At 36.4% G+C, this 6,825-nt stretch carries 6 protein-coding genes; 4 read left to right on the top strand and 2 right to left on the bottom strand.

Features of this window, described 5'->3' with window-relative positions; translation table 11 throughout:
• Positions 1–178: 178 nt before the first annotated feature.
• On the top strand, positions 179–1,006 hold the full coding sequence (locus HU235_RS15115) for a histidine phosphatase family protein (protein ID WP_174880727.1): 828 nt from the start codon (positions 179–181) through the stop codon (positions 1,004–1,006).
• Positions 1,007–1,202: 196 nt separating this feature from the next.
• Here the strand turns inward: HU235_RS15115 and catA are convergent, their stop codons facing one another.
• Complete coding sequence (gene catA / locus HU235_RS15110) at positions 1,203–1,853, bottom strand: type A chloramphenicol O-acetyltransferase (protein WP_174880726.1); 651 nt, start codon at positions 1,851–1,853, stop codon at positions 1,203–1,205.
• Positions 1,854–2,092: 239 nt separating this feature from the next.
• Between catA and HU235_RS15105 the strand changes: the two genes are divergently transcribed.
• Positions 2,093–3,481 (top strand): aminotransferase-like domain-containing protein, encoded by a 1,389-nt coding sequence (locus HU235_RS15105; protein WP_174880725.1) that lies wholly within the window; start codon positions 2,093–2,095, stop codon positions 3,479–3,481.
• A gap of 106 nt (positions 3,482–3,587) precedes the next feature.
• Positions 3,588–4,895, top strand: coding sequence for an MFS transporter (locus HU235_RS15100; RefSeq protein WP_174880728.1), 1,308 nt, complete (start codon positions 3,588–3,590; stop codon positions 4,893–4,895).
• 174 nt (positions 4,896–5,069) lie between these two features.
• Here the strand turns inward: HU235_RS15100 and trmL are convergent, their stop codons facing one another.
• Positions 5,070–5,540 (bottom strand): tRNA (uridine(34)/cytosine(34)/5-carboxymethylaminomethyluridine(34)-2'-O)-methyltransferase TrmL, encoded by a 471-nt coding sequence (gene trmL / locus HU235_RS15095; RefSeq protein ID WP_174880724.1) that lies wholly within the window; start codon positions 5,538–5,540, stop codon positions 5,070–5,072.
• Between the two features lie 354 nt (positions 5,541–5,894).
• Here trmL and HU235_RS15090 point away from each other — a divergent pair, with 354 nt between their 5' ends.
• Entirely contained in the window at positions 5,895–6,776 is an 882-nt protein-coding gene (locus HU235_RS15090) for a LysR family transcriptional regulator (RefSeq protein ID WP_174880723.1), read from the top strand.
• Positions 6,777–6,825: the final 49 nt, after the last annotated feature.

Genomic DNA, 6,825 nt, shown 5'->3' with positions numbered 1-6,825 from the left:
ATCTAATACAGGAATGTTACCTTAATAGGGCATAACCTGATCTGATTTGAAGCACGGGAAATTTGTGCCTTCATTTCAGATCAGGTTTTTTTTGTTAGAAAGGAGGTGGTGCCTTCCATAATTTTCTTGAAATAATTTGCTAGAAACGAAAACATAATTGGATGGGGGAACACGGGAAATGAAAAGAAAAATTTTTTTAGTATTCATAATGATGATGATTGTTAATTTAGTAGCTTGTGGAAGTTTAAATCAAAATGTAACCGAGAACTCTAATGGAGATAAAAATAAAGGATCAGAAGAGCAAAAAGAACCAGGGAAAGTGACGATTTATCTGGTTCGTCATGGTAAAACAATATTAAATAACACGGATCGTGCTCAAGGTTGGGCAGATGGACCACTTATTTCTGAGGGGGAAGAGTTAATTCATAATGTCGGGAAAGGATTAGCCGATATACCATTTACTGCCGCTTATTCAAGTGACAGTGGTAGAGCAATCCAAACAGCAAATATGATTTTAGAAGAAAATCAAACTGATGCAAAAGACTTAGAGTTAGTTCAAAAGCAAGGAATTCGTGAAGGGTATTTTGGAATTTATGAAGGAGAAAAAAATGAAGTTATGTGGGGGGATGCTGCTAAACACTTAGGTTATAAAAGCCAAGAAGAGCTTTTAGCTAGCGGTGGCAATCCTATTGAAAAGATAATGAATGCCGTTTCGGAAATTGATCCATCTAAAGAAGCAGAAAGTTATGAAGAGCTTAAGGATCGGGCCTATACAGAATTTAAGGCAATAGCAGATGAAGCATATCAAAATGGCGGAGGGAATGTTTTAGTCGTTTCGCACGGAATAACAATGGGAACTATCCTTGCTCAAATTGATATTAGTAAATTACCAGCTGGAAGCTTCGAAAATGGCAGTGTAACAAAGCTAGAATATGATGGAAGTGGATGGAACGTTTTAGAAGTAAATGAAATGAAATATGCAGAAGTGGGAAAGGGAAAAAAATAATCTAAATAGCAGTGGCATATGAATAGGTGCATGAACAGGAAAGGAGTTGCTCACTACTCTTTTTCGTTCGTAAACAAAGCAAGTTGAAATTTTTAGTTTGAGTACACTCCAGAAATGATGAGCGTTTTATTGAAGGTATTATTAGACACATGAGGAAAACCGACTGTATAGAGTACAGTCGGTTTGTTTGTTAACATTATTTAAGCCAGTCACTAGAACGATGTGCTAATTCCTGTAATGTATTCATAAACAATCCTGCATGATAACCGTCACAAACAGAATGATGGACCTGTAAAGATACCGGTAAGTAAATGGAATCACCTTTTTTAATGAATTTCCCTGCCGTTATAATAGGAAGTAAGTGATTACCGTTATGTTGAATATTCAAGTTATATCCAGTAAATGAAGTCCATGGAATCATAGAGACAGAAACGGTATTTTCAGGAATGGGTGTTTTCGGAAAAAGCTTGCCTAAACCATTATACGTTTCTACGTCAGAAAGGTAATCATGATAAAATTGTTTGAAGTCTTTTTCTGCTTGAGTCCAAATACCTGAAAATTCTTTTGATTGATCATCAAAAATAGTGTATACAGGGTTTAATCTATCCCAATAGCCTAATTCACCCTCACTGTTGTAACTCGTTCTAAAAGCTGTGTTTGTATTTACTACGCTTGTGACTAAAAAAATAAATGCAGGATAAAATCTATATCCGTTTTGTTTGATATTTTGGTATAAAACCGTTATATCAAGCTCTGTAGTTATGCTAAAAGTCGTTTGTTGGTTCAAAAAATGTTGAAAGATCTCTTTTCTCTTCCAAGTGTCTAAATCAATTTTATGAAAGTTCAATTTATACGCCTCCTAAAGTTAATATTTATTAAAATTTAGGAGGCTAACTTGTCTGCTTTCTTCATAAAATCCATTCCTTTCAAGGAGCTAATCATATAGTATCACAGATAAGGGATTATGAAATAAAACGATTTCTAAAGAAGCGGTACACCAATTCCGCGAATAGATGTTATTAAATTAAAATTGTTTTATAAACAGTCCCCATCATATAATTGTGTGAAAAAAGGATGCGTATCATCATGCCAATTAATTCTTTTGAAAACTATCCGATGAGCTGGAAGCCATCGATTGATAAAACGAAAAGGCCTATTTATCAAGCACTTGCGGGGCAATTGGAACAGGATATCGTAAGCGGAGTTTTATTGCCTGGAACAAAGCTTCCGCCACAGAGAGAGCTGGCTGATTATTTAGATTTAAATGTAAGTACCATCTCTAAAGCTTTTAAAGTGTGTGAGTTAAAGGGATTGTTAAGTGCAACCGTTGGAAGTGGCACCTTTGTATCATATGATGCGTTATCGAATGCGTATTTGCTTGAAGATAAAAAGCCGAAGCACTTAATTGAAATGGGAGCAACTCTGCCAGATAATGATTCTTTTGAACCACTGCTATATCAATTAAAAAGCATGCTGCAGGAGGCAAATTATGAAAAATGGTTTGGATACGGTCGAGCAGGTGAAAGTCTTTGGCAAAAGGATGCTGCTATTAAGCTGATTCGAAGAGGTGGGTTTGAACCGACAGTTGATCGCATTTTATTTGCAAATGGTGGCCAGAATGCGATTGCTGCAACACTAGCAGGGCTTTGTAAACCAGGAGATCGCATCGGTGTTGATCATCATACATACCCTGGTTTGAAAACTGTTGCAGCAATGCTTAGTGTGCAATTAGTACCGATAAAATCAGTGAACGATGAAATGAATCCAGCGGCCTTTGAATATGCTTGTAAAAATGACAACATCAAAGGCATTTACTTGATTCCAGACTATCATAATCCTACAGCTACCTTTATGTCTGTTGAAAATCGTAAAATGATTGCAGCAATTGCCAAAACATATAATCAGTTTGTTATTGAAGATGCTTCATACCATCTTCTCAGCAAACAACCACTACCAGCAATCGCATCATTTGCACCAGAACAGGTTATTTATATTGCGAGCTTATCAAAGTCATTAGCACCAGGATTACGACTAGCCTATGTTTCAGTGCCTAGTCAATTTAAGGAGCCCATTTCAAAGGCACTTTATAATTTAAATATAACCGTTTCACCATTATTAGCAGAACTAACAGCACGTACGATTGTATCGAACCAATTTGAAGTCTTAATCGAGAGTCACCAGGAACAAACAATTCGCAGAAACCAAGTCGTTGATCGCTATTTGGCAGACTATACTTGTCTAGGTGTTGAGACAGGCATCTTTCGGTGGCTGCTTTTACCAGGAAATCTTTCAGGTGCTGAATTTGAAGCATTAGCTGCCAAGCAGGGAGTACAAGTGTATGCTGCTGAACGTTTTGTGGTGGGAAATAGTTGTCCAGATCGGGCTGTAAGAGTTTCTGTTTGTGCACCAAAAACCATCGATGAGCTTGAACAAGGCTTGAGTATTCTTAAACGTTTACTAGATGAAATTGCTTAATATATTGTTCGCCATACAATTATTATATTGTATGGCTTTTTTGTGCGTGTTATGATGATTCAAATCAAGTTACAGATGAGTAGAAATTTGAGAAGGGTAGGGGGAAATTATGCTGCAGAAAGAAAGTGTAAAAGCAATGGACCTTCAAACAGCTTGGTTACAAAGCTATACTAGTTCTCCAGAGAAACAAAAAGCATTATACAACCGCACATTATTCATTGTGAGTATTTCACAAATTTTTGGTGGGGCAGGGTTAGCGGCAGGAGTGACTGTCGGAGCACTGTTAGCCCAGCAAATGCTCGGTACAGATGCGTTTGCTGGACTTCCTTCTGCATTATTCACTTTAGGATCTGCAGGAGCTGCCTTATTTGTTGGAAGACTTTCTCAACGTTACGGTCGTCGTACTGGTTTAACAGTCGGTTTTATGATCGGTGGACTTGGTGCAATAGGAGTCATACTTGCAGCAATTATAAATAGCGTATTCCTCTTATTTGCTTCACTCCTTATTTATGGTGCAGGAACAGCGACAAACCTACAAGCTCGATATGCGGGGACGGATCTAGCTAACAATAAACAGCGGGCAACAGCTGTTAGTATGACAATGGTTTTTACAACATTTGGTGCAGTGGCAGGACCGAATCTAGTTAATGTGATGGGGGATTTTGCCGTTTCTATCGGTGTTCCATCATTAGCTGGTCCTTTCATTTTATCAGCAGTAGCATATATTTTAGCTGGTCTTGTACTTTTTGTGATGCTTCGTCCAGATCCATTAGTTATTGCAAAAGCAATTGAAGCTTCTAACCAAGAACGTATTAGTAATGACCATTCAACTGATATGGAACAAAACGGGGACAAAAGAGGTGTTATCGTTGGTGCGACAATTATGGTTCTTACGCAAATTGTTATGATTGCCATCATGACGATGACACCAGTTCATATGAGACATCACGGTCATGGTTTGGGTGAAGTAGGTGTTGTGATTGGGTTTCATATAGGGGCGATGTATCTACCTTCATTGGTTACAGGTGTATTAGTTGATAAGCTTGGACGTACTACAATGGCCATTGCCTCTGGAGCTACATTGCTTCTAGCAGGTTTAGTATCAGCATTCGCACCAGGTGATTCGATGGTTCTTCTAGTAATTGCTCTTTGTTTACTAGGATTAGGATGGAATTTTGGCCTAATAAGTGGGACTGCGCTTATTGTTGATTCAACTGAAACATCTTCGCGGGCTAAAACGCAAGGAACAGTGGATGTTTTAATTGCATTGTCAGGGGCTGTTGGAGGAGTATTGTCTGGAATGGTTGTGGCGGGTTCAAGTTATGCAACATTATCCTTTATTGGAGGAATCTTATCTCTATTATTGATACCAGTCGTAATATGGTCTATAAAAAATAAAAATAAGGTAAGATGATAGATTATTTTTAATAGAGTTTATTTTATTTATTATGTTTTCTAATGGAGATTGTGAAGTATTGCTAAAATTATATGAAGCAATACCACAATTAAACGATATCACGTTTTCTTACCTAATTAGACAATATCTGCATGGAAAACCAACAAAAAATCTTCCAAGACGGAAGATTTTTTAAGTTAAATCGGGAAATCCTTGTTGGCGCATCGCCTCATAGACTAATATTGCCGCTGTATTCGAAAGGTTCAATGAACGAACCTTATCATTCATTGGTATCTTTAAAAAATGACCTTTATTTTTTTCATGTATATCCTTTGGTAAACCAGTCGTTTCTTTACCAAACATAAAATAATGCTCCTTTTCCCTATCACTGAAATCAAAGGATGAATGTGTTTTTGTACCATATGTTTCAATATAGTAAAACTCACCTTGATTTTTCGCGAAAAAGTCTTCTAATGAGTCATAGTACATTATGTTTACAGACTTCCAGTAATCTAAACCTGCTCGTTCGATCATTTTTTCATCTGTTGAAAAGCCAAGTGGTCTAATTAAATGCAAGGCAGTTTTCGTTGCGGCACAAGTAAGTGCAATATTTGCAGTATTAGCCGGAATTTCTGGTTGATATAATACAACATGTATTGGCAAGAATGTCACCTCTATTTTTTATTTCGCCCTATAAATTATAGCATATAGTTTGTCGTGATATGTACTTAAGCAAAACCATTTAAATTTGAAGGGTTTCATTTTTAGTAAAGTGCATTCTCAATAAAAGAGGCTATTCAACGCATGTCTTTTTGCTATTCATTTAGATTATTAGATAAGGTAAAAAGAGCGAATTAAATGTTCTTGAATCATAAAGTCATTTAAAATAGAATAAAGTTCTTTTTTTGTTATTTCCAAAAGAAAACAGCTAAATTACAGGTAGGCTTGAATATCAACATGACTAAGGTTTTTTTATAAAAATAGAAAAGTAGAAAAATAGATTGAAGGGATGAATAAATGGATCTTCAACAGCTTAAGTATTTTGTAGAGGTAGCTAGACAAAAAAGCTTTACAAAAGCATCGCATATTTTGCTTGTTTCTCAGCCATCGATAAGCAAGTTGATTAAAAATCTTGAGGATGAGCTGAAGGTGACTTTATTAGATCGCTCAGAGAGGAAAATTGAGCTTACTGATGTAGGAAGGATTGTTTATGAGCAGGCCTTGAAAATTATACAGTCGGTAGAGGATGTTTATTCTTCTGTTGATGAGCTGGTTCATATGGAAAAAGGAACGATACATATGGGATTAATGCCTTCAATAGGTGTATTACTATTTCCTAAAATACTTGCTGGATTTAAAAGCAAATATCCGCAAATTGATATTGATATGGTTCAATTTAGTGCAAAACAATTAACACGTAAGGTAAAACAAGGAGAGATTGATTTAGGAGTTACCGTAATGCCGGTTGACACTGAGCTATTTGAAATCATCCCTTTGTTATCTGAGGAATTAGTTGTCATCGTCGATAATGAACATTGGCTCGTTGAAAAAGAATCAGTACATCTAGCAGAATTAAAACATGAATCATTTATTCTTTTAACAGAGGATTATGTCCTCCATGATGTAGTGAAGAGAGCATGTGTTCAGTCTGGGTTTGAACCGAAGATTGCCTTTAAAAGCTCCTTATGGGACATCATGGGTGAGATGGTAGCAACACAGGTGGGGATCTCAATTATTCCGCGGTCGATGGTGAGTCGATTTAATAATGAAAACGTGCATGCGATTTCGATATCCTATCCATCTATTGATTGGGAAGTAGTGCTTATTTACAAAAAGAATAAATATCTTTCTTTTGCAGCAAGAGCATTTATTAAATATGTTCAAGCGAATAAGCCGTAAGTCTTTATAACTTTTTCGCATAGTTTTGATAGTTTATATGTATTTTACG

Source organism: Metabacillus niabensis (assembly GCF_902829255.1).
GTDB classification, from domain to species: Bacteria; Bacillota; Bacilli; order Bacillales; family Bacillaceae; genus Metabacillus; species Metabacillus niabensis.
This window is presented reverse-complemented; position numbering and strand designations above follow the sequence as displayed.

Coding starts and splice junctions, on each gene's coding strand:
- HU235_RS15115 (WP_174880727.1), top strand. CDS start 179: ATGAAAAGAAAAATTTTTTTAGTATTCATAATGATGATGATTGTTAAT.
- HU235_RS15105 (WP_174880725.1), top strand. CDS start 2,093: ATGCCAATTAATTCTTTTGAAAACTATCCGATGAGCTGGAAGCCATCG.
- HU235_RS15090 (WP_174880723.1), top strand. CDS start 5,895: ATGGATCTTCAACAGCTTAAGTATTTTGTAGAGGTAGCTAGACAAAAA.